This window comes from Streptomyces sp. NPDC001594 (assembly GCF_042893675.1).
Lineage (GTDB): Bacteria > Actinomycetota > Actinomycetes > Streptomycetales > Streptomycetaceae > Streptomyces.
In genome coordinates, this window is the sequence record NZ_JBIAVB010000008.1 from 237916 (window position 1) to 261565 (window position 23650).

A 23650-nucleotide genomic window follows, 5' to 3' on the forward strand; every position below is an offset into this window, starting at 1 on the left:
AACTGGTGTGCGCACAGGTCTTGTCAGTGCAATTTCACATTACTATGTTACAGCTCACACCGCGGCACGTTAATCCCCGTCAAACGCCGTGTGACGCAGGGCAGTTCACGCACCACTACCCCCACCTCCCTTCCCACAGGAGCATCAAGGTGTCCCAGCACAGAGCTGTGCGTACGTCTCTCCTCTCCGCCGCCGTCACGGTCACCCTCCTCGCCACCGCCGGCCAGGCAGTGACCCAGGCCGCCGAGCGGGGCACCCCCGCCGCCGTACCCGCCGCGTCGGCGCCCGCCGCCTTCGCCGCCGGCCCGGCCGCCGCGCCGAACCCCTTCGACGAGGTCGACCGCCTCGCCGACGCCAAGCAGCTCGCCCCGGCCCCCGCCCCGGCCCCCGGCGGCAAGTCCGTCGCCGACAACCGGGTCCCCGGCGCCGCCGACCCGGCCCCCGGCGCCGACAAGAGCCGCAAGGCGGCCACCGCCCAGGCCGCGCCCACCGCCAAGAGCGTCGCCGCGGGCGTCCCCTGCACCCTTGACGGGATCACCGGCCTCAGCCCGGAGAAGTTCGCAGACTTCCTCGCCGACCCGGCCGTCACCGCCGACGGCTGCCTGCGCACCCTCATATGGACCTGGGACGCGCGCCTCGCGCCCGTCATGTCCGACGCCCACGTCCAGGCCGTCTCCCGCCGGATATCCAGCCTGGCCGCCGCCCACGACGGCCGGAACTCCTCCCACCTGGAGGAGATGTTCACCTACCTGCACGCCGTGGCCTACCACGACTACTCGCGCACCGAGATCGACGTCACCGACGCCCCCACCGTCGACGCCATGCGCCAGGCCATCGCCGACTTCGGGGGCGCCGCCCACACCTTCGACGCCACCGCCTCCAACGCCCGCACCCTGCGCGAGGCCCTCTACGCGGGCAGCGCCCCCGGCCTGCGCCAGCACCAGCTCGGCCTGATCAAGAAGGTCCTGGCCACCCTGGACGCCTCCCACCCGGCCACCAGCCAGGACGCCTCCTGGGGCGGCGCCGCCCTCGCGGCCCTCTCCGTCAACTACCTGGGCATCTACCCCGGCAACCAGGACGCGGCCTTCCACTCCGCGGTCAAGGCCGACCCCGCGTACCGGGCCTCCTTCAAGGCCTTCGCGGACTACACCCACCTCAAGGGCGGCGCCAACGCCTGGGCCGCCCGCGACGCCCTCGGCGAGTACGGCCGCTTCGGCCAGGTCGACGGCCTCAAGGACCAGGTCGTCGCCGACCTCGGAGCCCTCCTCGAAACCGTCAAGTCCCGCTGGGGCAACGGCAGCGAGCAGTGGGCCAAGCTGGTCTCCTGGCTCAACTTCTACGAGGCCTGCAAGCCGTACGGGGTGTGCAAGGAGGACATCGAGAAGCAGCTGTTCCCGAACACCTACACCTACGACAACGGCGGCATCAAGGTCCGCACCGCCCTCGACCGGGCCACCGTCGACCAGCTCTACTACGCGAGCAAGCAGGTCAAGACCCAGTTCCACCGCGTCCTGGGCACCGACCAGCCGCTCGCCGGGGACCCCAACAGCACGCTGAACATCGTGCTCTACGCCTCCCGCGCCGACTACGAGAACTACCACCCGATCCTGACCGGGTACGGCACCAACAACGGCGGCATCTACATCGAGAACGGCGCCACCTTCTACACCTACCAGCGCCGCGTCCCCCAGGACTCCTCCCTCACCCTGGAAGAGCTCTTCCGCCACGAGTACACGCACTACCTCAACGGCCGCTTCGCCGTCCCCGGCACCTTCGGCCAGGGCGACTGGTACCAGGGCGACCGCACCACCGCCATGGACGAGGGCACCGCCGAGTTCTTCGACGGCTCCACCCGCGACAACGGCATCGCCGTCCGCAAGTCCCTGGTCAAGGGCATCATCAACGACACCGCCGGCGGCGGCCCGCGCATGAGCGTCGACCAGCTCCTGCACGCCACCTACGACGGCGACGGCTTCCGCTTCTACAACTACGCGGGCACCTTCTTCGAGTTCCTCTGGACCGAGAAGCCCTCCCTGCTGCGCGAGATGTACGGCTACCAGCGCGCCAACGACGTCGCCGGCTTCGACGCCTGGCGCAACCGCATGGGCGCCGACACCTACCTCCAGCGCGACTACAACCGCTTCCTGGACGCCCAGATCGCCAAGGTGGACCAGCTCTACGTCCCCAACACCGCCTTCACGGCCAACGACCAGCTGCGCGACTCCGCCCTCACCTCGGTCAAGTCCTCCTTCGCCTCGGCGACGTACAACACCCCGGACTGCGTGGAGAACGGCGACCCCGGCAAGCGCCGCTTCACCTGTACGGGCCGGATCACCGCGAACCTGAAGAACTGGCGCAGCGACGACCAGAACTTCAAGGACATGTCCGAGACGGTCGACTACTTCATCCTCGACCGGGCCGGCGCGGCCTCCAACAACCTGGCGGACATGAACTGCTCCTTCGGGCCCGTGCAGATCTGGGACAACAAGACGGCGGGCACCTCCTCCTACAGCTGTGAGGGTCCCCTCCGCAGCTGACCCCGCGCCCGGGGCCGGTTCCGGCGGGGGGCGGAACCGGCCCTAGGCACCACCAAAAGAATGTGACATATTACTGACATGGACGTCGTGATCATCGGCGCCGGCGTCGTCGGAGCCGCGTGCGCGTACTACGCGAGCCGCTCCGGTCTCTCCGTGGCAGTGGTGGACCGGGGCCCCGTGGCCGGCGGCACCACCGGCGCGGGCGAGGGCAACCTGCTCGTCTCCGACAAGGAGGCGGGCCCGGAGCTCGACCTGGCCCTCCTCTCCGCCCGCCTCTGGCAGGACCTCTCGGCCGAGCTGCCGCACACCGTCGAGTACGAACCCAAGGGCGGCCTGGTGGTGGCCCCCGACGAGACCACCCTCAAGGCCCTGCGCCACTTCGCCGAGGGACAGCGCGCCGCGGGCGTCGTCGCCACGGAGGTCACGGCCCTGCACGACCTGGAACCCCACCTGGCCCCGGGCCTGGCGGGCGGCTTCCACTACCCCCAGGACGCCCAGGTCCAGCCGGCCCTCGCGGCGGCCCACCTCCTGAAGGCCTCGGGCGCCGCGGTGTACCTGAACGAGGAGGTCACCGGACTCCTCCTGAAGGCGGGCACCGTCCAGGGCGTACGCACCACACGCCGCACCCTTCACGCCCCCGCGGTCGTCAACGCCTCGGGCACCTGGGCGGCCCGCATCGCCGAACTCGCCGGAACCACCCTCCCCGTCCTCCCCCGCCGAGGCTTCGTCCTCGTCACGGAACCCCTGCCCCCGCTCATCCGCCACAAGGTCTACGCGGCGGACTACATCGCGGACGTGGCCAGCGACTCGGCGGCCCTCCAGTCCTCCGCCGTGGTGGAGGGCACCCCCTCGGGCCCGGTCCTGATCGGCGCCACCCGCGAACGGGTCGGCTTCGACCGCACCCTCTCCACCGACGCCCTGCGCCGACTGGCCGCCCAAGCCGCGGCCCTCTTCCCGGTCCTGGCGGACATCCGCGCCATGCGCACGTACCACGGCTTCCGCCCCTACCTCCCGGACCACCTCCCGGCCATCGGCCCGGACCCCCGCGCCCCCGGCCTCCTCCACGCCTGCGGCCACGAGGGCGCGGGCATCGGCCTGGCCCCGGCAACAGGAGCCCTCATCGCAGCGGCCCTCACGCAGACCGAACCACCCCTCGCCCCCACCCCCTTCCGCCCGGACCGCTTCGGCCCGTGAGACGGCGGTCGGGGGCGGGGGCGGGGTGGGGTGTCGTCCGGGGCTAAAACGAGATGACTTCGGCGCCCTGGGGAGTTCCACGACAGTGATCCGGCCCGGAGCGCCGAACATCGAAGCCCGCCCCGGACGGCACCCCGCCCCGGCCCCGACCCCGGCCACCCCCGACCCCGTAACCCCCCACCCCCGAGGAGCCCACGATGCGCAGCCCCCGCGAGCTGGTCGGCGGCAGCCCGGCGGCCACGTACCCCATCGCGTTCGACGGCCGCGAACTGCCCGCCCAGGAGGGCCAGACCATCGCCGCCGTCCTCTGGGCGGCCGGGATCCTGGCCTGGCGCACCACCCGCCAGGGCGGCACCCCCCGCGGCGCCTTCTGCGGCATCGGCTCCTGCTACGACTGCCTCGTCACCGTCAACGGCCGCCCCAACCAGCGCGCCTGCCTCGTCCCGGCCCGCCCCGGAGACACCGTCACCACCCAGGAAGGCACCGGCCATGCCGACCTCGCCGTCTGACTCCACCGCCACCACCGACCTGGCGGTCATCGGCGCCGGCCCCGCCGGCCTCGCGGCGGCCGTCACCGCCGCGCGGCTCGGCCTGCGCGTCACCCTCCTCGACACCGCGGAGCGCCCCGGCGGCCAGTACTACCGTCACCCCGCCGCCTCCCTCGGCGCCACCCGCCCCCAGGCCCTGCACCACGACTGGCGGGCCTTCACCGCCCGCGAGGCGGCCCTGCGCGCCCACGAGAGGGCGGGCCGCATCACCTACCTCCCCGGCCACCACGTGTGGACGGTGGTCCCCAACCCGCACCCGAGCCCCAACCCGCACCCGCACAACACACCCCCCACCTGGACCCTCCACGCGCTCACCGGCCACACCCCCGACGAAACGCAGACGACCCTCCGCGCCCGCCGCGTCCTGCTCGCCACCGGCGCCTACGAACGCCAGCTCCCCTTCCCCGGCTGGACCCTCCCCGGCGTGGTCGGGGCCGGCGGCGCCCAGGCCATGCTGAAGAACAACCTCGTCCTCCCCGGCCACCGCGTCGTGGTGGCCGGCAGCGGCCCCCTCCTCCTCGCCGTCGCCGGCTCCCTCGCCGCCGCCGGGGCCACCGTCCCGGCCGTCGTCGAGGCCGCCTCGTACACCGCGTACGCCCCCCAGACCCCCGCCCTGCTCCGCAACCCCGCCAAACTCGCCGAAGGCGCCACGTACGGCGGGGCCCTGCTGCGCCACGGCGTCCGCCTGCTCACCCGGCACGCCGTCACCGAGGCCCACGGCACCACCCGCGTGGAGGCCGTCACCGTCGCCCGCCTCGACAAGGACTGGCGCCCGCTGCCGGGCACCGCCCGCCGGATCCCCTGCGACGCCCTGGCCGTGGGCCACGGCCTCGTGCCCCAGCTGGAGCTGGCCACCGGCCTCGGCTGCGTCACCCGCCAGGCCCCCGACGGCACGGTCGCCCTCGAACTGGACGCCGCCCAGCGCACCTCCGTCCCCGGCATCTGGTCGGCCGGTGAGACCGGCGGCATCGGCGGGGCCCAACTGGCGCTGACCGAGGGCGAGATCGCCGCCCACGCGATCGCCGGCCGGCCGGTCCCCGCCGCCCTGACCCGCCGCCGCGCCCGGCTGCGCGCGTTCGCCGGGGCGATGGCCGCCGCGCACCGCCCCGGTTCCGGCTGGACCGGCTGGCTGCGCGAGGACACGGACGTGTGCCGCTGCGAGGAGGTCCCGGCCGGCCGGATCCGCGAGGCGGTCGAGGAGCTCGGCGCGCGGGACGCCCGCACGGCCAAGCTCCTCACCCGGGCCGGCATGGGTTGGTGCCAGGGCCGGATGTGCGGCCCGGCGGTGGCCGCCCTGGCCGGTGAGGCCCCCGCCCCGGACCGGCGCCCGCTCTCCTGCCCCGTCCCGCTGGGACACCTGGCCGCACTGCCCCCGGCGGAGCCGGCCCCGCCGACCCCCTGAGCGGCCCGCGGCCCGCGGACCAACTCCCCTCCATCAACCCCTGACCGGCCCCTTGTGGCCGATCCACACCCACTAGTAAAATGTCACACACCACACTAGGGAGTCCTTCATGACCGACGCGCCCACCCCCGCGCCCTCCACCACCCCCGGCCCCGACACCCGCACGCGCCCCTGGCGCGGCATCATGGTCGCCACCGCCCTTCCCCTGCGCGAGGACCTCTCCGTCGACTACGACGCCTACGCCGAACACGTGGCCTGGCTCATCGCCAACGGCTGCGACGGCGTCGTCCCCAACGGCTCCCTCGGCGAGTACCAGACCCTCACCGACGAGGAGCGCGCCCGCGTCGTCCGCACCGCCGTCGAGGCCGCCGGCGACGGCGCCCGTGTCATGCCCGGCGTGGCGGCGTACGGCAGCGCCGAGGCCCGCCGCTGGGCCGACCAGGCCGCCGAGGCCGGCGCCGGCTCCGTCCTGCTCCTGCCCCCCAACGCCTTCCGCGCCGACGAGGAGACCGTCCGGGCCCACTACGCCGAGGTGGCCCGCTCCGGCCTCCCGGTGGTCGCGTACAACAACCCGTACGACACCAAGGTGGACCTGGTCCCCTCGCTCCTCGCCCGCCTGCACGCCGACGGCAGCATCGTCGCCGTCAAGGAGTTCAGCGGGGACGTCCGCCGCGCCTACGAGATCGCCGAACTCGCCCCGGGCCTGGACCTGCTCATCGGCGCCGACGACGTCCTCCTCGAACTGGCCCTGGCCGGAGCCGTCGGCTGGATCGCCGGCTACCCCAACGCCCTGCCGCGCTCCTGCGCCGACCTCTACCGGGCCGCCGTCGCCGGTGACACCGCCACCGCCCTGCCGCTCTACAAGTCCCTGCACTCGCTGCTGCGCTGGGACTCCAAGACCGAGTTCGTCCAGGCCATCAAGCTCTCCATGGACCTGGCCGGCCGCCCCGGCGGCGCCACCCGGCCCCCGCGCTTCCCGCTCACCGGGGAGATCGAGGCCGCCGTGCGCGCCGCCACCGAGAAGGCGCTCGCCGAGGGCCTCAACTAGCCACCCGGCTAACGGGCTAACCAGCCACCCAGCACGAACCAGCGACCGGCCGGAGGGGCGACCTGATGCGCACACGCCACGTCTACCACGCGGTGGACTCCCACACCGAGGGCATGCCGACCCGGGTGATCACCGGGGGAGTCGGGGTGATCCCCGGCGCCACCATGGCGGAGAAGCGGCTCCACTTCATCGAGCACATGGACCACCTCCGCACGCTGCTCATGTACGAGCCGCGCGGTCACGCGGCGATGAGCGGTGCCATCCTCCAGCCGCCCACCCGGCCCGACGCCGACTACGGCGTGCTGTACATCGAGGTGTCGGGCCTGCTGCCCATGTGCGGGCACGGCACCATCGGGGTGGCCACGGTCCTGGTCGAGACCGGCATGGTCCCGGTCGTCGAGCCGGTCACCACGGTACGGCTCGACACCCCGGCCGGGCTGGTGAGCGTGGACGTACGCGTCGAGGACGGCGCCGCCACCGCCGTCACCCTCACCAACGTCCCCTCCTTCTGCGTCGGCCTCGACCTGAAGGCCGAGGTCCCCGGCTTCGGCACGGTCACCTACGACCTCGCCTACGGCGGGAACTTCTACGCCTTCGTCGAACTGGACGCCCTGGGCCTGCCCTTCGACCGGGCCCGCAAGGACGACCTGATCGCCGCCGGACTGGCGGTCATGGACGCGGTCAACGCCTCCCCGGACCGGCCGGTCCACCCCGAGAACCCCTCCATCGCCGGCGTCAAGCACGTCTACCTCGCCGCCCCCGGCTCCGACGCCCGCCGCTCCCGGCACGCGATGGCCATCCACCCCGGCTGGTTCGACCGCTCGCCCTGCGGTACGGGGACCAGCGCGCGCATGGCCCAGCTGCACGCGCGGGGCCTGCTGCCGCTGGACACCGACTTCGTCAACGAGTCCTTCATCGGCACCGAGTTCACCGGCCGCCTGACCGCCTCCACCACCGTAGGCGGCCGCCCGGCCGTCGTCCCCACGGTCACCGGCCGGGCCTGGATCACCGGCACCGCGCAGTACTTCCTCGACCCGTCCGACCCCTTCCCCGGAGGGTTCCTCCTGTGACCGCCCCCACCACCGTCCGCACGGTGGACTACCACACCGCCGGCGAGCCCTTCCGGATCGTCGCGGAGGGCCTGCCGCCCGTCCCCGGCGACACCGTCGCCGAACGCTGCGCCACCGTCATCGGCCCCGGAGGCTCCGGCACCGCGCCCCGGCGCGGCCCGCTGGACGAGGTACGGCGCCTGCTGGTGCAGGAGCCGCGCGGGCACGCCGGCATGTACGGCGGCTTCGTGGTGCCCCCGGACGACGACGGGGCCCACTTCGGGGTGCTGTTCTGGCACAAGGACGGCTACTCCACCGCCTGCGGCCACGGCACCATGGCCCTGGGCGCCTGGGCCGTGGACTCCGGCCGGGTCGCGGCCCCCGACGAGGGCGACGTCCAGGTACGGATCGACGTGCCCTCGGGCCGGGTCTGTGCCACCGTCCACCGGGCCCAGGGCCGCACCAGCGGGGTCACCTTCCGCAACGTCCCGGCCCGGGTGGGCGCCCGCAAGGTCCCCGTGGCCACCACCCTGGGCATCGCCGAGGTGGACATCGCCCACGCCGGGGCCTGCTACGCCTCGGTCCGCGCCCGCGACCTCGGCCTGGAGGTGACCCGCGCCGCCCTGCCCGAACTGGTCCGCGCCGGACGGGAGATCCGCGCGGCCCTCGCCACCCACCCGGCGACCTGGCACCCGGACGGCCCGCTGCTCTCCGGCGTCTACGGGGTGGTTCTTTACGAGGAGCTGCCCGACACCCCCTTCGGTCCGCACCAGCGCAACGTCACCGTCTTCGCCGACGGGCAGATCGACCGCTCGCCCTGCGGATCCGGCACCTCCGCCCGGCTCGCCCTGCTGGCGGAGGACGGCCGGCTGGGGGCGGGGGAGGACCTGCTGCACGAGTCGGTGACGGGCACGGTCTTCACCGGCCGGATCCTCCAGGGCGGGGTCACCGAGGTCACGGGCACCGCCTACCGCACGGGGGAGCACGCCTTCACGGCCGACCCGTACGACGCCCTCGGCGCGGGCTTCCTGCTGTGACGGGCACCCCCGAGGGCATCCTCCAGCTGGACGCCGCCCGGACGGCGGGCCTGCTCACCACCGCGCAGGCGGCCGACGCCCTGGCCGGCGCCCTGCGTGACGGGCTGGACCCGGAGGCCTGCCCGCAGCGCACCAGCGTGCCCGCGCCCGGCGGCGAACTCCTGCTCATGCCGGCCGCGTCGGGCGCGTACGCCGGGGTGAAGATCGCCGGGGTGGCCCCGGGCAACCCGGCGCGCGGGCTGCCCCGGATCACCGGCAGCTACCTCCTCCTGGACGGCCCCACCCTGCGCCCGCTGGCCCTCCTGGACGGCGCGGCCCTGACCGCCCTGCGCACCCCGGCGGTCTCCGCCCTGGCCCTGCGCCACCTCACCGCACCGGGGCGCCCGCTGCGGCTGGTGGTCTTCGGCGCGGGCCCGCAGGCGTACGGGCACCTCGAAGCGGTCCTGGAGCTGCGGGAGCTCGCCGAGGCGGTGGTCGTGGCCCGCGACCCCGGGCGCGCCGGGGAGCTGGCCGCGCACGCCCGGGCCCTGGGTGTCCCGGCCCGCACCGGGACGCCCGAGGACGTGGCGGGCGCCGACCTGGTGCTGTGCTGCACCACCGCCCGCGAGCCGCTGTTCGACGGGCGTCTGGTGGCGCCGGGGGCGGTGGTCGTCGCGGTGGGCTCGCACGAGCCGGATGCCCGGGAGACGGACACCGCCCTCGTGCGACGCGCGGCGGTGTACGTGGAGTCGCGGGCGGCGGCGCTGCGCGAGGCGGGGGACCTGCTGATCCCGGAGGCCGAGGGGGCGATCGGTCCCGGTCATATCAGCGCCACCCTGGCCGACCTGGTCGCGGGACGCAATTCCCCCGCGGGGCGGCAGAGTTGTCCACAGCTCTTCAAGAGCGTGGGCATGGCCTGGGAGGATCTTGCCGTCGCGGTGGCGATCTACCACGCGACCGGAGCGAACAGCGAAACGTGACATTGTACGCTGTTCCTCCGCACGTCGGTGGTGTGCGGGGTCTCGGAGGAAGAGCAATGGGTGACCTGAAGCAGCACAGTCTCATCAAGGCCCAGGAGCGGCTGCGCGACCAGGTCGGCCATGCCCTCCGGGCCGCGCTGATAGCGGGCGAGCTGCGCCCCGGCAGCGTCTACTCGGCGCCGGGCCTCGCCGCCGAGCTCGGCGTGTCGGCCACGCCCGTGCGCGAGGCCATGCTCGACCTCGCCCGCGAGGGCCTGGTCGAGCCGGTCCGCAACAAGGGCTTCCGGATCACCGAGGTCAGCGAGCGCGACCTCGACCAGTACACCGAGCTGCGCACGATGATCGAGGTCCCGACCATCGGCCGGATCACCCGCACGGCCACGCGCGAGCAGCTGGAGGAGCTGCGCCCGATCGCCGAGGAGATCGTCACCAGCGCCCGCGAGCACAACCTCATCGGCTACCTGGAAGCCGACCGGCGCTTCCACCTCAGCCTGCTCTCCCTCGCGGGCAACGAGCGCCTGGTCGAGACCGTCGGCGACCTGCGCAAGCGCTCCCGCCTCTACGGGCTGACCGGCCTGGACGAGGCCGGCAAGCTGGTCTCCTCCGCCGAGGAGCACCTGGAACTGCTGGACCTGATGCTGACCGGCGACGCGGAGGCGGCGGAGGCCTGCATGGTCCGCCACCTCGGCCATGTGCGCTCCCTGTGGGCCCAGGGCCGCGACGAGCCGGTGGGCCGCCCGGCGGGGGGCCTGGGCTCGGGCCTGTAACGGCCGGGCGACGCGCCCGCCCCACGCCGCGGATCCGGCCGCGGGCGCCCGGCGGCCGGCAGCCGGGCGGCCCCAGGCCGGAGGCCCGCAGTCGAACGGCCCCGAGCCGGCAGCCTCAAGCCGGCGGCGCGCAGCCGGGCGGCCCCAAGGCGGCGGCGCGCAGCCGGGCGGCCGCCCCTACCGGCAGTTGCCGTCGCAGGCGGCCGGCACCGCCGGTGCGACCGGCGGCCCGCCGGCCGCGTCGAGGAGCGCCCGCATCACCTCGACCGGCAGCACCGGCGAGGCCGCGGCCACCTCGACGCCTCCCTCGCCGGGTCCCCGAGCAGCCGCCCCAGGGCCCCCACCGGCACCCGCGGGTGCCCGGCGGCGGCGCACCGCACCGATTCCTCCGGGTCGACCGCGAGGCGTTCGAGCAGTTCGGCAGGCAACTCCGGGTCGCGCAGGGCGAGCACGCGGATCCACGCGTCCGGATCGGTGGCGAACCGGCGCAGGGTCTCGGGCGGGAAGGTGACGAGGTCGCGGGCCGGCCGCCGTGCTTGACCCTGCACCCCTGCCGCCGGTCGAGCTCCTGGGCCACGTCGAGGTCCACCTTCCCGAGCCCGGCCGGCGCGAGCAACCGCACGCGCGGGTTCGCGTCGTCCGGCCTCCGCGCCCGCACCTCGTCCGGCAGCGGATCGATTTCCACCCTGACCCAACTCGCCCGATCCACCCGGGATTTGGACACGGCTGGATAACGTCGGCGACAAAGGGTTGTCAGTACAATTTCACATTACTATGTTACCGGTCACATCCTAAAGCGCGTCCCTTCACTGGAGTGACCCATGACCAAGCGCATGCAACTCGCCCTCGCCACCGCCCTGGTGGCGACGTTCGCACTCGGCGCCTCGGGCTGCTCCGACCCCAAGAAGGGATCCGAGGGGAAGGGCGGCGCCAACCCGGTCGCCGCCAACGCCGGCAAGACCATCGGCGGCACCCCGGTGAAGGGCGGCACCCTCACCGTCCTGTCCAACCAGGACTTCTCCCACCTGGACCCCGCGCGCAACTGGGTGATGCCGGCCATGGACTTCGGCACCCGCCTTCTCTACCGCACGCTCGTCACCTTCAAGGCCGAGCCCGGCAAGGGCGGCAGCGAGCTCGTCCCCGACCTCGCCACCGACCTCGGCACCCCCTCCAACGGCGGCCGCACCTGGACCTTCACCCTCAAGGAGGGCCTGAAGTACGAGGACGGCAGCCCGATCAAGGCCCAGGACGTCAAGTACAACGTCGAGCGCTCCTTCGCCCCCGACCTCACCGGCGGCCCCGACTACGCCGCCCAGTACCTGGCCGGTACCGAGGGCTACAAGGGCCCCCTCCAGGGACAGCACCTCGACTCGGTCAAGACCCCCGACGACCGGACGATCGTCTTCGAACTCAAGCGCCCCGTAGCCGAGTTCTCCCAGACCGTCACCCTCCCCACCTTCGCCCCGGTCCCGCAGTCCCAGGAGAAGGGCACCCAGTACGACGCCCGCCCGTTCTCCTCCGGCCCGTACAAGATCGAGTCCTACGAGCGGGACAAGAAGCTGGTCCTCGTCCGCAACGAGCACTGGGACCAGAAGACCGACTCGGTCCGCAAGGCCTACCCGGACAAGTTCGTCGTCGTGATGGGCCTCAAGGGCGGCCAGATCGACGACCGGCTCATCGCCGGCGAGGGCGCCGACGCCTCCGCCATCGAGTACTTCAACATGCGCCCCGAGAGCGCCCCGAAGGTCCTGCCCAAGCCCGAGGTCAAGTCCCGCCTCCTCGCCGAGTCCCAGGGCTGTACGACCATGCTCCACCTGAACAACTCCCGCGCCCCCTTCGACGACCCCAAGGTCCGCGAGGCCATGCAGTACGCGGTCGACAAGGACGCCGTCATCACCGCCGCCGGCGGCCCCGCCCTCAACGAGGTCGCCACCGCCTACCTGCCCCCGGCCCTCACCGGCGGCAAGCAGGCCGACACCCTCAAGATCCCCGCCACCGGCGACCCCGCCAAGGCCAAGGACCTGCTCAAGGCCGCCGGCAAGGAGCACCTCAAGGTCTCCCTCTCCGTCTCCACCGGCGACAAGGCCAAGGCCGAGGCACTCCAGCAGGGCCTGGCCCGGGCGGGGATCGAGGTCGTCATCGACACCGTCGACCCCGGCGCCTACTACGACGTCATCGGCGACCTCTCCACCACCCCCGACATGACCTACACCGGCTGGTGCCCCGACTACCCCTCCGGCTCCACCTGGATGCCCTTCGTCTTCGACGGCCGCACCATCAAGGACAAGGGCAACCAGGGCAACTACTCCCAGTTCCGCGACGACGCCGTCATGAAGCGGATCGACGAGATCAACGCCATGGCCGACGCCAAGCAGGCCAACCAGGCGTGGATCGACCTCGACGCCGAGGTCATGAAGAAGGCCCCGTCCATCCCGGTCCTGCTGGAGCGCAAGCCGCTGCTCGTCGGCCCCAACATCGCCGGCGCCTACGGGCACCCCGTGTGGACCGGCACCGTCGACTACGGGACCGTCGGCCTCAAGGACCCCTCGAAGAGCCAGGGCTGAGGGAGCCGGGACCGGAAGACACCATGACCACCACCGCACCCGGCGCCGCCCCCGAGGCGGCCCCGGCCGGGGCGCCCGCCAAGGACGTCCCGCCGGGCAGCAGCCCCTGGCAGCTCGCCCGGCGGGAACTGCGCCGCCGCCCCGCCGTCCGCGTCAGCCTCGGCGTCGTCCTCCTCTTCGTCCTGATGGCCCTGACCGCCCCCTGGCTGGGCGCGCTCGGCGGCTGGTCCCCCGAGGAGTTCGACAAGGCCGCCATCGACCCCTACCTCGGCGGCCAGCCGCTCGGCTCCTTCGGCGGGATCAGCCCCGAGCACTGGCTCGGCGTCGAACCCGTCACCGGCCGCGACCTGTTCGCCCGCGTCGTCCACGGCGCCCAGGTCTCCCTGCTCATCGCCTTCGCCGCCACCGCCATCGTGGTCCTCGCCGGAACCGCCGCGGGCATCGCGGCCGGCTACTTCGGCGGCCGCACCGACGCGGTCCTGTCCCGGCTCATGGACCTCACCATGTCCTTCCCCTCCCTCATCTTCATGATCGCGATGCTGTCGGTGGCCAAGGACGTCAACCGGATCGTGCTGATGACCTCCGTCATCGGACTCTTCGGCTGGCCCGGCGTCGCCCGCGTCGTCCGCGGCCAGACCCTCTCCCTCAAACACCGCGAGTACGTCGACGCCGCCCGCGTCGGCGGATCCGGCGCCTGGCGGATCCTGACCCGCGACATCCTCCCCGGCGTCTCGGGCCCGGTCATCGCCTACACCACCCTGCTGATCCCCGGAATGATCAGCACCGAGGCCGCCCTCAGCTACCTCGGCGTCGGCGTCCGCCCGCCGACCCCCTCCTGGGGCCAGATGATCGCCGAGTCCGTGGCCTTCTACGAGACCGACCCGATGTACTTCGTCATCCCGAGCGTCTTCCTCTTCCTCGCGGTCCTCGCCTTCACCCTCCTCGGCGACGCCCTGCGCGACATCCTCGACCCGAGGGGCGGCCGCAGTTGATCCTCTACCTCCTGCGCCGGCTCCTCGCGCTGGCCGGCGTGCTCCTCGCCATTGCCGCCGTCACCTTCCTGATCTTCTACGTCCTGCCCACCGACCCGGCCGCCGCGGCCTGCGGCAAGACCTGCAGCCCCGAGCGGCTCGCCGACGTCCGCGCCTACCTCGGCCTCGACAAGCCGCTCTGGGAGCAGTTCACCCACTTCCTCACCGGCATCTTCACCGGCCGCACCCTCGGCACCGGCCAGTTCGCCGTCCAGTGCGACTTCCCCTGCCTGGGCTACTCGTACGAGAACTCGCTGCCCGTCTGGGACCTGCTCATGGACCGGCTCCCGGTCTCCGCCTCCCTCGCCTTCGGCGCCGCCGTGCTGTGGCTGCTGCTCGGCCTGGGCGCCGGGGTCACCGCCGCCCTGCGCAAGGACACCGCCACCGACAAGGCCCTGATGGTCGGCGCCGTCGCCGCCGCCTCCCTGCCCGTCTACTTCACCTCCGTCATGCTCATCTGGGGGGTGATCCGCATCGCCGGGCTGCTGCCCTACCCCAGCTACCACGAGCTCACCTCCGACCCGCTCGGCTGGGCCGGCAACCTGCTGCTGCCCTGGACCGCGCTCGCCCTGCTCTACGCGGCCATGTACGCCCGGCAGAGCCGCGGCTCGATGATCGAGGCGATGGCCGAGCCGTACATCCGCACCGCCCGCGCCAAGGGCATGCCCGAGCGGACCGTCGTCGTCAAGCACGGGCTGCGCTCCGGGATGACCCCGATCCTGACCATCTTCGGCATGGACCTCGGCGGCCTGCTCGCCGGAGCCGTGATCACCGAGTCCATCTTCGGACTCCCCGGCATCGGCCGGCTGTTCTACGGGGCGCTCGTCAGCTCCGACCAGCCCGTGGTCCTCGGGGTCACCCTGCTGGCCGCCTTCTTCATCGTCGTCGCCAACCTCGTCGTCGACCTCCTCTACGCCGTCATCGACCCGAGGGTGAGGTACTGATGACCACCCCTGCCCCCCTCCTCGAAGTGCGCGACCTCGGCGTCACCTTCTCCACCCCGCGCGGCACCGTACGCGCCGTGGACTCCCTCGGCTTCACCGTCGAGGCCGGACGCACCCTCGGCATCGTCGGCGAGTCCGGCTCCGGCAAGTCCGTCACCTCCCTCGCCGTCATGGGCCTGCACCGGACCGGCGCCGAGGTGCGGGGCTCCGTGCGGCTCGCCGGACAGGAGCTCACCGGACTCCCCGACAAGGAGCTCGCCAAGGTCCGCGGCCGCAAGATGGCCATGATCTTCCAGGACCCGCTCTCCAGCCTCCACCCGTACTACACGGTCGGCGAACAGATCGCCGAGCACTTCCGCGTCCACTTCCGGGCCGGCCGCGCCGCCGCCCGCAGACGGGCCGTCGACATGCTCGGCGAAGTCGGCATCCCCGAACCCGCCCGCCGGGCGGGGGAGTACCCGCACCAGTTCTCGGGCGGCATGCGCCAGCGCGCGATGATCGCCATGGCCCTGGCCTGCGAACCCGACCTCCTCATCGCGGACGAGCCCACCACCGCCCTCGACGTCACCGTCCAGGCGCAGATCCTGGAGCTGATCGCCCGTCTCCAGCAGGAGCGCGGCCTCGGCGTCGTGATGATCACCCACGACCTGGGGGTCGTGGCCCGGGTCGCCCACGAGGTGCTGGTCATGTACGGCGGCCGGGCCACCGAACAGGCTTCGGCCGACGCCCTGTTCGCCGACCCCGCCCACCCCTACACCCGGGGCCTGCTCGACTCGCTGCCCCGCCTCGACAGTGCCGACGACGTCCCGCTGCCGTCCATCCCCGGCTCCCCACCGTCCCTGCTCCACCCGGCCCCCGGCTGTGCCTTCGCCCCGCGCTGCGCGGTCGCCGCCGCGGCCCCGGCCGACGACGCGGCCCGCTGCGCCGGGGAGCGGCCCGAGCTGCTCCCGTACGGCTCGGCGGACCGGCTGGCGGCCTGTCACTTCGCCGGCGCGGCGCCCGCTGCCGCCGCCCCTGCCCCGGAGGTGTCCCGATGACGGCCCCGGCCACCCGACCCAACCCCGCCGCCGAACGGGAGGGCCCGCCGTCCGCACCGCTGCTGCGCGTCCGCGACCTGACGATGACCTTCCCGGGCAAGCGCACCCTGACCGGGCGCCGCTCGGCGCCCGTGCGGGCCGTCGACGGGGTCTCGTTCGACCTGGAGGCCGGGCAGACCCTCGGCCTGGTCGGCGAGTCCGGCTGCGGCAAGTCCACCACCGGCCGGATGCTGGTGCGGCTGCTGGAACCCACCGCCGGCAGCGTCGAGTTCGAGGGCCGCGACATCAGCCGGCTCTCCCAGGGCGCCCTGCGGCCCCTGCGCAAGAACATCCAGATGGTCTTCCAGGACCCGCACTCCTCCCTCAACCCCCGCCAGACCGTGGCCCGGATCATCTCCGACCCGCTGCTGGTGCAGGGCTGGAGCGCGGCCGACGCCCGGCGCCGGGCCGCCGAGCTGATGGAGCTGACCGGGCTGATCCCCGAGCACATCGACCGCTACCCGCACGAGTTCTCCGGCGGCCAGGCCCAGCGCATCGGCATCGCCCGCTCGCTGGCCACCAACCCCCGGCTGGTGATCGCCGACGAGCCGGTCTCCGCCCTGGACGTCTCCGTCCAGGCGCAGATCGTCAACCTGATGGAGCGGCTGCGCGCCGAACTGGGCCTGGCCTACGTGTTCATCGCGCACGACCTGTCGGTGGTCAAGCGGGTCAGCGACCGGGTCGCGGTGATGTACCTCGGCCGGATCGTGGAGATCGGGGACAAGAAGTCCCTCTACGAGAACCCCCAGCACCCGTACACCCGGGCACTGCTGTCCGCCGTCCCGCTGCCCGACCCGGCGGCGGAGCGCCGGCGCGAACGGATCGTCCTCCTCGGCGACCCCCCGAGCCCGGCCGCCCCACCCCCGGGCTGCACCTTCCACCCCCGCTGCCCCAAGGCGCAGCCCCTCTGCCGCACGGAGCGCCCGCTCCTCCAGCTCGCCGCCTCACGAGAGGTGGCCTGTCACTTCCCCGGTGACTGACGGGGATCTCGGGGAAGGGGAAGGGCCCGGGCCGGCACAACCGACCCGGGTCCTCCCGCTCTCGCATCGTCCGAGCGGCGCCGTGTGTCGTAGGACGAGGCCCAGGCCGCCTACGGTGGTGGTTTCGGTAGGAACATCGACGACGCGAGGCGGGCGCTGGATGGCTGAGCAGCGGATGGCGGGGTCTGCCCGACCTCATCCGGTGGCGGCGGCCGCCTGGGCGGTGGTCCTGCTCGGATTGCACGCGGTGGCGGGCTTCTTCGTCCTCAACGCACTGCTCACCGAGTCCGAGGGGCCCTGGGACCACACGGTCACGGACACCGTGCGCCTCATGGCGGGGCTCGGGCTGGTGGTGGAGCTGGGGGCCGTCGCGGCGACGGCGGCCGGCGTGGCGACGAGCGGGCTGCGTCGCTGGTGGTACGCGCCGGCCGCCGCCCTGATCGGCACGGCCCTGATGCGTATGGTCTTCGCCCCGCGGCCTTGATCGCCGGACCGGGGCCGCTCGGCCACGGCTAGGGCGTCTCTTTCGGATCTTGCCGGTCAAGCCCGCGTTGTCCGGTGCCGTGCATCGGCGCCTTGGCGGGGCGCCGCCGTACTGGACGTACTTGGTGCCCTGCCAAGGCGGCGAGGTGCGGTGCCGGGCGGCGCGGGTCTGGGGGCCCCTCCCAGCGGTAGCTGGGGGAGCAAGATCCGGAAGAGACGGCCTAGGCCAGTTCGCGGCGGAAGAACTCCAGTTCCAGGGCCATCAGCTTCTCGCGGGTTCCGCCCGGGGTCATGTGGGTGACGCCGGGGAGTGCCAGCAGCTGGTGGGGGCGGCCGGCGTCGATGAGGGCCTGGGAGAGGCGCAGGGTGTGGGAGGGGTGGACGTTGTCGTCGGCCAGGCCGGTGATCAGGAGCAGGGGGCGGGTGAGCCGGGGCGCGTCCGGGATCAGGGAGTCCCGTTCGTACACCTCCGGGTGGTCCTGGGGGAGGCCCAGGTAGCGCTCGGTGTACGCCGTGTCGTAGTGCCGGAAGTCGGTGGGCGCGGCGCCGGCGGCCGCCGCGTGGAACACGTCAGGGCGGCGCAGCACGGCCATGGCGGAGAGGTAGCCGCCGTAGGACCAGCCGCGGATGCCGACCCGGCCGAGGTCGAGGTCGGCGTGGCGGGCGCCGAGGGCCCGCAGGGCCGCGACCTGGTCGTCCAGGGTGACCTCGGAGAAGCCGCGGTACATGGCGTGGGTGTGGGCGGGGGAGACGTTCGCGGTGCCCCGGTTGTCGACCGTGACGACGGCGAAGCCCTGGTCGGCCCACCACTGGCGGGCCTGCCAGCGGCGGGGCTCGGCGCTGACGTCCTGGGCGCCGGGTCCGCCGTAGCTGTCCATCAGGACGGGCAGGCGCAGGCCGGGGACGTGGTGGCGGGGCAGGACGAGGGCGGTGGGGATGCCCCGTTCGGTGACCCGTTCCAGGGCCGGCCTGACCCGGTAGGGCAGCGGCGCGGACAGGTCGCGGGGGCTGAGCTCGCGGCCGTCGGCGGTGTACAGGGTGCGGCGGACGCCGTCGGCGTCGGCGGAGGTCAGCAGCAGGGACCCGGCCGCGGCGGCGGAGACCAGGTGCACGCCGGGGCCGTCGGCGAGCGCGGTGAGCTCGCCGGTGGCCGGGTCCAGCAGGAGCACCTGCTGCTCGGCGGGGTCGCGCAGGGCGCCTTCGACCAGCAGCCGGTCCTGGTGGGTGCCGGCCACGCAGCGGACCTGGAGCCCCTCGCCGGTGAGCGGCTTGCCGTCGACGGCGAGGCCGCGCGCGGCGCCGTCGGCGACGTCGGTGGAGGTGAGGAAGCGCCCGTCGGGGAGGCGGGCCGGGGTGCCGGGCAGGGGGTCCACCCACAGCGGGTGCGTGGTGCGGGAGAGCTCGCGGGTGCGGCCGGTGGCGGGGTCGGCGGTGAGGAGGAGGACGTTCTGCTGGAGGCGGTCCTGGACCGTCAGCAGGATCTCGTCCTCGGACTCCCAGCCCGCGTCGGAGACGTAGGGGAAGGCCTCGGCGTCCCAGTCGAGCCGGACCCGGCCGCCGTCGGGGCCCAGGACCCACAGCTGGACGTCGGCGTTGGGGCCGCCCGCCTCGGGGTAGGCGAAGTCCTCGGCCGGCAGCTCGGGGTGGGCGGGGTCGGTGAAGTGGCGCCGCTGGAGGGCGCTCTCGTCCACGCGGGCGGCGAGCAGGGTGACCCCGTCGGGGGACCACCAGTGGCCGCGGGTGCGGTCGAGCTCCTCGGCGGCGGCGAATTCGGCGACGCCCCAGCGGGCTCCGTCGTCGGGGCTGATCCGGCCGCCGGGGACGGTGTACAGGACGTCGTCCGCCACGTACGCGGTGCGCGAGCCGTCGGTGTTGGGGCGCGGGTCGAAGGCGGGGCCGGCGGTGGGGAGCGGGGCGGGCGCGGAGCCGCCCTCGCAGGTCACCTCGTAGAGGCGGCCGTAGAGCGGGAAGACGGCGCGCCGCCCGTCACCGGAGAGGGCGTAGGTGCCGATCCCGGCGGCGACGAGCCGGGTGCGCTCGCGCAGCCGGCGCTCGGCGACGGGGAGTTCGCCGGGTTCGGGGGAGAGGGCGCGGGGGTCGGCGAGGAGGGTTTCCGTGCCGGTGGAGGTGTCCAGGACCCAGAGGCTGTCGAAGGCGTCGGCGGGTCCCGTCGAGCGCAGGAACCACAGGAGGCGGCCGGAGTCGCCGAAGGAGAAGGCACGGGGTGCGCCGTGGGTGAACCGCGCCGTCGCGGCTGATCGCCTGAGGAAGTCGTCCATGGCGAAAGTCTGCCATGTGAAATGTCACATGGCCTAGCCCATTCGAGTGGTGACCCTTGGGGCGCGGGCGTAGCGTCGACGGGTGGACCCGAACGCAACGCCGCACAGCACCGGGACCGACGACGGCACGGTCCGAGGCAACGGCGGCGGGAACGGCAAGGGGAACGGGATCGCCCTGTTCGTCATCGCTTCCTGCCAGCTCATGGTCGTCCTCGACATCACGATCGTGAACATAGCCCTGCCGCACATCCAGACGGCATTGAATTTCTCCACCGAGAGCCTCTCCTGGGTGGTCAACGCCTACACGCTCACCTTCGGCGGGCTGCTCCTGCTCGGCGGCCGCACCGGGGACATCCTGGGCCGCAAGCGGGTGTTCATCTTCGGGGTCCTGCTCTTCGGCCTGGCCTCCCTGCTCGGCGGACTCGCCCAGAACGCCGGCCAGCTGATGGCGGCGCGGGCCCTCCAGGGCGTCGGCGGCGCCATCGCCTCCCCCACCGCCCTGGCCCTGATCACCACCACCTTCCGCGAAGGGCCCGCCCGCAACCGGGCCTTCGGCGTGTTCGCCGCCGTCTCCGCGGGCGGCGGCGCCATCGGACTGCTCGCGGGCGGCCTGCTGGTCGAATGGCTCAACTGGCGCTGGGTGCTCTTCGTCAACGTCCCCATCGCCGTGCTCATCGCCGTCATGGCCCGCCGGGTCCTGCGCGAGTCCGATCGCCACGCCGGACACTTCGACTTCACGGGCGCGCTGCTCGGCACCTGCGGCATGGTCGCGCTGGTCTACGGGTTCATCCGCGCCTCCCAGGACGGCTGGTCCGACCCCTACACCCTCGGCTCCTTCGGTGCGGCCGTGGTGCTGCTGACCCTGTTCCTCGGCAACGAACGGCGCTCCCCGCAGCCGATCACCCCGCTGCACATGTTCGCGGACCGCAACCGGGCGGGCACCTACGGGATCATGCTCTTCCTCGCCTGCGCGATCTTCGGCATGTTCTTCTTCCTGACCCTCTTCGTGCAGAACGTCCTCGGCTTCAGCCCGCTTCGGGCCGGACTGGCCTTCCTGCCCGTCAGCGTCATGGTCGCCCTCTCGGCCACCTTCACCTCGCGGCTGCTGCCCCGGTTCGGCCCCAAACCCTTCATGGTCTGCGGCGCGCTGTGCTGCGCCGCCGGACTGGCCTGGCTGACCCGGGTCGACGTCCACTCCACCTACCCGGGCAGCATCCTCGGCCCGATCATCGTGTTCGCCACCGGCATGGGCATGCAGTTCGTCTCACTGACCCTGATGGCCCTGTCCGACGTGCCCGACCGCGAGTCGGGCGCGGCGTCGGGCCTGCTGAACTCCATGCAGCAGGTCGGCGGTTCGCTCGGCCTGTCGATCCTCGTCACCGTCTTCGGCACGGCCAGCCGCCACGAGGCCAAGGACCAGGCGCTGTCGTTCGTCCGCGGCTCCACGCCCGAGCAGAAGGCCTTCTTCGCCCGCACCCACCAGTTCCCCAAGCCCTGGTCGGACCTGGTGCTCACCTCCGGCGTCGGCGCCGCCTTCGTGGCGGCGTCGGCCTTCACCCTCCTCGGGGCGCTCATCGCGGTGTTCGCCATCCAGGTCCGGCCGTCCGACCTGCAACGCCTCCAGGGCAACCACACCCCGGCAGGAATCCAGGGGGAATCCGGCGGGTAGTGTCGCCTGGTCATCGAACACCGGGGGGAAACCGATGCTCCGACCCATCCTGCGCGGCGCCGCCGTGACGGCCGTGACCGTCACCCTGGCGGCCCTCACCGTCTCCTGCGGCGGCGGGGGCGACGACGGCGGTCACCGTCCGAAGGCCGCCGCGGCCGCCCTGGCCGCCGCTGCCTCCGACCCCTCCGGTCCCCCCGTCCCTTCCGACGCCTCCGGCCCGGGCCCGGTCGCGCCGTCCCCGCAGCCGGAGAGGGTCCGGGACGCCTTCGCCGCCCTCCAGGCCACCCTCGGCGACTCCTGCACCCCGGCCAACTGCGCGTACCTCCTGGGCCGGGTCCACGACGAACTCCACCGCGTCGACCGCGCGATGAAGGCCGACCCCAAGGGCCCCGGCCACTTCCCCGAGCCGATCGCCCTGATCGCCCGGCTGGACCAGGAGCTGGGCGCCGACCACGGCGTCGAGAACCTCAAGCGGCACCAGCCCTCGGTGTTCGGCGCCCGGGACGAGATCAACACCTGGATGCAGGACCACCCCGACGACTACCGCTGACCCCTACCGCTCCACGGGGCGGATCCGGCAGCGCATCGGGCCCGTGGCCCGCAGGGTGATGCCGGCGCTCAGCGGCACCTCCGTGTCCACGGTCTCGATCTCGTACGCCCGCAGGAGCATCGCCAGCGAGATCACCGACTCCAGCATCGAGAAGTGCTGGCCGATGCAGGCCCGCGGCCCGCCCCCGAACGGGAACCAGGCGTAGCGGGGCCGGCCCGCCTCCGCCTCCGGCGTGAAGCGGTCGGGGTCGAAGCGGTCCGGGTCGCTCCAGTAGTCGGGGTGGCGGTGCGTCACCCAGGGGGCCAGGATCACCGTGGCGCCCGCGGGGACGGCGTACCCGTCGATCTCGGTGGCGGCCACCGCGTTGCGGCCCATCACCGGCGCGGCCGGATACAGCCGCATCGCCTCCTTGAGCACCCGCGTGAGGTACGGCAGCCGTTCCAGGTCGGCGGCCTGCGGCGTACGGTCGCCCAGGACGCGGACGACCTCCTCACGGGCCCGGGCCTGCTCCTCGGGGTGGCGGCCCAGCAGGTGCAGGGCGAAGGCCAGCGAGGTCGCCGTCGTCTCGTGCCCGGCCAGCAGGAAGATCAGCACCTGGTCGCGCAGCTCGGTGTCGTCGAAGGCCGCGTCGTCCGAGCTCTGCGCCCCGGCGAGCAGGGTCAGCAGGTCCTCGGCGCCGCCCTCGCCCTCGCCGCCCGTCCGCCGCCGCTCGGCGATGATCCGGTCGCAGACCCCGTACAGCTCCTCCATCGCGGCGGCCGCCCGCCGGTTGCCCGGGGTGGGCCAGTTGCGCGGGACGTTGAGGGGGGAGTAGCCGCGGCGCAGGACGTACTCCGTGATGACCGGGAAGCAGCGGTGGACGACGTCCGCGGTGGCGTCCACATCGGCCCCGAACAGGATCCGGGAGACCGCGCGCAGCGCCAGGTGCGTCATCGCGTCCGAGACGTCGACGATCCCGTCCCGCGCCCCCGCCCAGGAGGCCAGGGTGCCGGAGGTCTCCTCCGCGACCGCCCCGGCGTAGCCGTCCACCCGCTTGCGGGTGAACAGCGGCTGCACCAGCCGGCGCTGGCGCAGGTAGTCCGCGTCCTGGGCGGTCAGCAGGCCGTTGCCGAAGGACTCCCGGATCTCCCCGTAGAACGGGTTGTCCTTGCGGAAGTTCGCCGACTCCGAGGCGAGCACCTGCTGGGCCCCCTCGGCGGAGAACACGCAGTACAGCTCCATGCGCAGCCCGGGCGGCCCGGCGTCGATCCGTACGACGTCACCGTGGCGCCGCCGGGCGAGCAGATAGGTGCCGAGCGAATCGGCCTTCAGGGCCGGCAGCGACCCGAGCAGCGGCACCCCCTCCAGGACGGGGAGCCCCGCCCCCGCACCAACCCCCGTACCCGCTGCCATGGCCGCCCCCTCGACTTCGTACGCCCGTACCGACCAGGGGATTCTGCCGCCCGCCCGCCCTCAGGGCGAGCCCCGCCCACCCGACGTCCGAATACCGACCCCGCCGTGGCCGGCCGGCCACTTGTCGCAGGCGATGCCGGC

20 protein-coding genes are annotated in these 23650 nt (G+C 73.4%); 17 read left to right on the plus strand and 3 right to left on the minus strand.

All coding sequences use genetic code 11. The annotated features are described in order from the left end of the window. The first annotated feature begins 149 nt into the window (after positions 1–149). The 9 genes from ACFY0O_RS18400 to ACFY0O_RS18440 all read left to right on the plus strand — a co-directional run bounded on the left by ACFY0O_RS18400 (position 150) and on the right by ACFY0O_RS18440 (position 10541). Positions 150–2537, plus strand: a complete 2388-nt coding sequence (locus ACFY0O_RS18400; RefSeq protein WP_388947692.1) for a collagenase — start codon at positions 150–152, stop codon at positions 2535–2537. A 78-nt stretch (positions 2538–2615) separates the two neighbouring features. Then, positions 2616–3731: an NAD(P)/FAD-dependent oxidoreductase gene (locus ACFY0O_RS18405; RefSeq protein ID WP_388947693.1), complete on the plus strand. Its 1116-nt coding sequence runs from the start codon at positions 2616–2618 to the stop codon at positions 3729–3731. A gap of 197 nt (positions 3732–3928) precedes the next feature. Next, positions 3929–4240, plus strand: coding sequence for a (2Fe-2S)-binding protein (locus tag ACFY0O_RS18410; RefSeq protein WP_358891725.1), 312 nt, complete (start codon positions 3929–3931; stop codon positions 4238–4240). Beyond that, positions 4221–5681, plus strand: coding sequence for an NAD(P)/FAD-dependent oxidoreductase (locus ACFY0O_RS18415; protein ID WP_388947694.1), 1461 nt, complete (start codon positions 4221–4223; stop codon positions 5679–5681). Before ACFY0O_RS18410 ends, ACFY0O_RS18415 begins: the two co-directional genes overlap by 20 nt. Before the next feature lie 109 nt (positions 5682–5790). After that, positions 5791–6729 carry a dihydrodipicolinate synthase family protein gene (locus tag ACFY0O_RS18420; protein WP_388947695.1) on the plus strand — a complete coding sequence of 313 codons (939 nt, stop codon included), beginning with the start codon at positions 5791–5793 and terminating at the stop codon, positions 6727–6729. Between the two features lie 65 nt (positions 6730–6794). Beyond that, a complete protein-coding gene (locus tag ACFY0O_RS18425; protein WP_388947696.1) occupies positions 6795–7799 on the plus strand; it encodes a proline racemase family protein in 1005 nt (334 codons plus the stop codon). Continuing rightward, positions 7796–8815 (plus strand): proline racemase family protein, encoded by a 1020-nt coding sequence (locus tag ACFY0O_RS18430; RefSeq protein ID WP_388947697.1) that lies wholly within the window; start codon positions 7796–7798, stop codon positions 8813–8815. Before ACFY0O_RS18425 ends, ACFY0O_RS18430 begins: the two co-directional genes overlap by 4 nt. Next, complete coding sequence (locus ACFY0O_RS18435) at positions 8812–9774, plus strand: ornithine cyclodeaminase family protein (RefSeq protein WP_388947698.1); 963 nt, start codon at positions 8812–8814, stop codon at positions 9772–9774. The genes ACFY0O_RS18430 and ACFY0O_RS18435 overlap by 4 nt, the downstream gene beginning before the upstream one ends. Before the next feature lie 56 nt (positions 9775–9830). Beyond that, the gene (locus ACFY0O_RS18440) at positions 9831–10541 is read left to right on the plus strand and encodes a GntR family transcriptional regulator (RefSeq protein WP_388947699.1); all 711 of its coding nucleotides are present in this window, start codon (positions 9831–9833) and stop codon (positions 10539–10541) included. A gap of 257 nt (positions 10542–10798) precedes the next feature. Here the strand turns inward: ACFY0O_RS18440 and ACFY0O_RS18445 are convergent, their stop codons facing one another. Next, complete coding sequence (locus ACFY0O_RS18445) at positions 10799–11089, minus strand: hypothetical protein (protein WP_388947700.1); 291 nt, start codon at positions 11087–11089, stop codon at positions 10799–10801. Between the two features lie 273 nt (positions 11090–11362). On the opposite strand from ACFY0O_RS18445, the gene ACFY0O_RS18450 reads away from it, so the two are divergent. The 6 genes from ACFY0O_RS18450 (at position 11363) to ACFY0O_RS18475 (ending at position 17620) form a co-directional block, all read left to right on the plus strand. After that, complete coding sequence (locus ACFY0O_RS18450; RefSeq protein ID WP_388947701.1) at positions 11363–13105, plus strand: ABC transporter substrate-binding protein; 1743 nt, start codon at positions 11363–11365, stop codon at positions 13103–13105. 23 nt (positions 13106–13128) lie between these two features. Further along, a complete protein-coding gene (locus ACFY0O_RS18455) occupies positions 13129–14097 on the plus strand; it encodes an ABC transporter permease (protein WP_388947702.1) in 969 nt (322 codons plus the stop codon). Further along, on the plus strand, positions 14094–15080 hold the full coding sequence (locus ACFY0O_RS18460; protein WP_358891716.1) for an ABC transporter permease: 987 nt from the start codon (positions 14094–14096) through the stop codon (positions 15078–15080). Before ACFY0O_RS18455 ends, ACFY0O_RS18460 begins: the two co-directional genes overlap by 4 nt. Continuing rightward, on the plus strand, positions 15080–16117 hold the full coding sequence (locus tag ACFY0O_RS18465; RefSeq protein WP_388947703.1) for an ABC transporter ATP-binding protein: 1038 nt from the start codon (positions 15080–15082) through the stop codon (positions 16115–16117). Before ACFY0O_RS18460 ends, ACFY0O_RS18465 begins: the two co-directional genes overlap by 1 nt. Next, a complete protein-coding gene (locus ACFY0O_RS18470; protein WP_388947704.1) occupies positions 16114–17136 on the plus strand; it encodes an ABC transporter ATP-binding protein in 1023 nt (340 codons plus the stop codon). Before ACFY0O_RS18465 ends, ACFY0O_RS18470 begins: the two co-directional genes overlap by 4 nt. Positions 17137–17296: 160 nt before the next feature. Beyond that, positions 17297–17620 (plus strand): hypothetical protein, encoded by a 324-nt coding sequence (locus ACFY0O_RS18475; protein WP_388947705.1) that lies wholly within the window; start codon positions 17297–17299, stop codon positions 17618–17620. 220 nt (positions 17621–17840) lie between these two features. Here ACFY0O_RS18475 and ACFY0O_RS18480 read toward each other — a convergent pair whose 3' ends face one another. Continuing rightward, on the minus strand, positions 17841–19898 hold the full coding sequence (locus ACFY0O_RS18480; protein WP_388947706.1) for a prolyl oligopeptidase family serine peptidase: 2058 nt from the start codon (positions 19896–19898) through the stop codon (positions 17841–17843). An 82-nt stretch (positions 19899–19980) separates the two neighbouring features. Here ACFY0O_RS18480 and ACFY0O_RS18485 point away from each other — a divergent pair, with 82 nt between their 5' ends. Then, positions 19981–21567, plus strand: a complete 1587-nt coding sequence (locus ACFY0O_RS18485) for an MFS transporter (protein WP_388947707.1) — start codon at positions 19981–19983, stop codon at positions 21565–21567. Between the two features lie 34 nt (positions 21568–21601). Beyond that, entirely contained in the window at positions 21602–22117 is a 516-nt protein-coding gene (locus tag ACFY0O_RS18490) for a hypothetical protein (protein ID WP_388947708.1), read from the plus strand. Between the two features lie 3 nt (positions 22118–22120). On the opposite strand, the gene ACFY0O_RS18495 is transcribed toward ACFY0O_RS18490, so the two are convergent. Continuing rightward, positions 22121–23509: a cytochrome P450 gene (locus ACFY0O_RS18495; RefSeq protein WP_388947709.1), complete on the minus strand. Its 1389-nt coding sequence runs from the start codon at positions 23507–23509 to the stop codon at positions 22121–22123. Between the last annotated feature and the right edge of the window lie 141 nt (positions 23510–23650).

Coding starts and splice junctions, on each gene's coding strand:
- ACFY0O_RS18455 (WP_388947702.1), top strand. CDS start 13,129: ATGACCACCACCGCACCCGGCGCCGCCCCCGAGGCGGCCCCGGCCGGG.
- ACFY0O_RS18425 (WP_388947696.1), top strand. CDS start 6,795: ATGCGCACACGCCACGTCTACCACGCGGTGGACTCCCACACCGAGGGC.
- ACFY0O_RS18410 (WP_358891725.1), top strand. CDS start 3,929: ATGCGCAGCCCCCGCGAGCTGGTCGGCGGCAGCCCGGCGGCCACGTAC.
- ACFY0O_RS18475 (WP_388947705.1), top strand. CDS start 17,297: ATGGCTGAGCAGCGGATGGCGGGGTCTGCCCGACCTCATCCGGTGGCG.
- ACFY0O_RS18450 (WP_388947701.1), top strand. CDS start 11,363: ATGACCAAGCGCATGCAACTCGCCCTCGCCACCGCCCTGGTGGCGACG.
- ACFY0O_RS18470 (WP_388947704.1), top strand. CDS start 16,114: ATGACGGCCCCGGCCACCCGACCCAACCCCGCCGCCGAACGGGAGGGC.
- ACFY0O_RS18490 (WP_388947708.1), top strand. CDS start 21,602: ATGCTCCGACCCATCCTGCGCGGCGCCGCCGTGACGGCCGTGACCGTC.
- ACFY0O_RS18495 (WP_388947709.1), bottom strand. CDS start 23,509: ATGGCAGCGGGTACGGGGGTTGGTGCGGGGGCGGGGCTCCCCGTCCTG.
- ACFY0O_RS18480 (WP_388947706.1), bottom strand. CDS start 19,898: ATGGACGACTTCCTCAGGCGATCAGCCGCGACGGCGCGGTTCACCCAC.
- ACFY0O_RS18405 (WP_388947693.1), top strand. CDS start 2,616: ATGGACGTCGTGATCATCGGCGCCGGCGTCGTCGGAGCCGCGTGCGCG.
- ACFY0O_RS18440 (WP_388947699.1), top strand. CDS start 9,831: ATGGGTGACCTGAAGCAGCACAGTCTCATCAAGGCCCAGGAGCGGCTG.
- ACFY0O_RS18415 (WP_388947694.1), top strand. CDS start 4,221: ATGCCGACCTCGCCGTCTGACTCCACCGCCACCACCGACCTGGCGGTC.
- ACFY0O_RS18420 (WP_388947695.1), top strand. CDS start 5,791: ATGACCGACGCGCCCACCCCCGCGCCCTCCACCACCCCCGGCCCCGAC.
- ACFY0O_RS18465 (WP_388947703.1), top strand. CDS start 15,080: ATGACCACCCCTGCCCCCCTCCTCGAAGTGCGCGACCTCGGCGTCACC.